The following is a 1,931-nucleotide window of genomic DNA, read 5'->3' as shown; positions in this document are numbered from 1 at the left end:
GCATCCTGCCCAAAAATCAGACGGAGCCGGGCCTGTCCAGACATTGGGCGGTTTCTCGGCTCCAACCAACGATGCGACGCATAGGAAGCCCGATGCGCTCCAACGCCTGTTCCGGCCATCAGTCGCCAATGCCGCCCCCACTACTACAGGAATCGGGGGGTGGATCATATCGGCGACGTCCCGCCATGTCTCGCACTCACTGACTGAATGCGCGTCCTCCATGTCCATGAGCGCGCCGGTTTTTACGGTGGCGTTGAGCAGATCCTGCACGATATAGCCAGTGGGCTCGGTGCGCGCGGGATACCACAGGCCCTATTGCACATGGACAGCAGCGCGCGCCCGGACTATCTCACGGCGTTCGCCAACAGCGGCACCGACGACGCTCTGATCGAGCGTTTCCAGCCAGACGTCCTGCTGCTGCACAAGATACAGGATGCCGCACGGGTTGCGCGGCTCGCCGACCATGCCCCCACGGTCCGCATGGTGCACGACCACGACCTCGTCTGTCTGCGCCGGCACAAGTATTTCCCCATCGGCGGCCGCGTCTGTCATCGCCCGGCGGGCATCGATTGCTACACTCACCTTTGCGCTGTCCAGCGCGGCCACGGCCGACTACCCGTGGCCCTCAAAACGGTCGGCACCATCAGAACGGCCATTGCCGCACACGCGCATGTGCGGCGCTTCATCGTCGGCAGCCGGTGGATGCGCGACGAGCTTCAGATCAACGGTCTGCCTCCAGCACGTATCCGCATCGTGCCGCCGGTACCGCAGGCGCTGGGCCGCTGCGAGCCGCAGCCGCCATCGCGCGATCCGGAGGTGCTGTACGTCGGCCAGGTCATCCGCGGCAAAGGGGTGGACCTGCTCCTGCGCGCACTGGCCAAAGTCCCCGGCCATTGGCACGCGACCATCGTCGGCACGGGCAACCATCTGGCCGCGTGTCGGTCGCTCGCCATCAAGCTCGACATCGCACACCGCGTCACCTTCACCGGCTGGGTAGACCACGCAGCACTCGACAACTACTACGCCCGCGCTGCGGTGACGGCGGTGCCATCGCGCTGGCCCGAGCCTTTCGGCATGGTCGGCATCGAGGCCATGGCCCGGGGCCGGCCCGTGGTTGCCTTTGCAGTGGGAGGCATACCCGATTGGCTCGAGCACGGCGTCACCGGACTGTTGGCGAGAGAGGCCGACACGACGGCCTTGGCGGAAAACCTTGCGCGCCTGCTGGCGGACCCGGAGCTTGCCGCACTGCTAGGCGCCAAGGCCGCCGCCAGTGCGCATCAGCGCTACCGCCCGGAACACTGTCTGGATCAGCTCACGGCCGTCCTGCAAGAGGCAGTTGCCGGCTCTTGACCTTTGAAACAACGCGCGCCGCATCACACCCAAAAGCCGGCGAGCACGGGCTCGCCCAATGCCGATGAAACCTTCGCCCCGTGATGCTTACGACGCGTTGCTGGCGCGCTCAGATCCGCTGCCGGTCCGGCTGCCAGGCGGCCTCCAGCAGCTTCAGCACATCGCGGCGGCTGATGATGCCGACGAGCTTGCCCTGCTCCATGACGGGCAGCCGCCGGAAGTGGCTCGCGGCGAAGCGCTCGGCGATCTCGGTGATCGGGGTGTGGGCCTCAACCGTCACCGGGTCGGCGCTCATGAAGTTTCCGACGCGGCCGCCGCCTTCACTGAAGTAACCGGCGTCCAGTGCAACGTGCATGCAGTCGCGCTCTGTGAGGATGCCCACGAGGTTGCCCACCTGATCCAGCACGGGCGCACCGGAGATGCGCTCCTGCACCAGGATGCGCACGGCCTCCAGCACGTCCATCTCCGGGTGCAGGGTGATCGGGTGCCGCGACATGGCCTCTTTGGCGGTCTTGGATTCGAGCACGGGCGTGTCCTCGGGGCGGTGGCTGGTGTGCTGCGAGCTTAGACGCTCGCCGGGG

General features: G+C 66.6%; 2 protein-coding genes. One reads left to right on the top strand and one right to left on the bottom strand.

Annotated features, from left to right (window positions below; translation table 11 throughout):
- Nucleotides 1–207 precede the first annotated feature (207 nt).
- Nucleotides 208–1,350, top strand: coding sequence for a glycosyltransferase family 4 protein (locus I6U14_RS10970; protein WP_296899275.1), 1,143 nt, complete (start codon nucleotides 208–210; stop codon nucleotides 1,348–1,350).
- Between the two features lie 109 nt (nucleotides 1,351–1,459).
- Here the strand turns inward: I6U14_RS10970 and I6U14_RS10965 are convergent.
- Nucleotides 1,460–1,931 (bottom strand): CBS domain-containing protein (locus I6U14_RS10965; protein ID WP_296899273.1); only part of this gene is annotated, 472 nt, incomplete at its 5' end.

Source organism: Thiohalocapsa sp. (genome assembly GCF_019695415.1).
Taxonomy (GTDB): domain Bacteria; phylum Pseudomonadota; class Gammaproteobacteria; order Chromatiales; family Chromatiaceae; genus Thiohalocapsa.
This window is presented reverse-complemented; position numbering and strand designations above follow the sequence as displayed.

Coding starts and splice junctions, on each gene's coding strand:
- I6U14_RS10970 (WP_296899275.1), top strand. CDS start 208: ATGCGCGTCCTCCATGTCCATGAGCGCGCCGGTTTTTACGGTGGCGTT.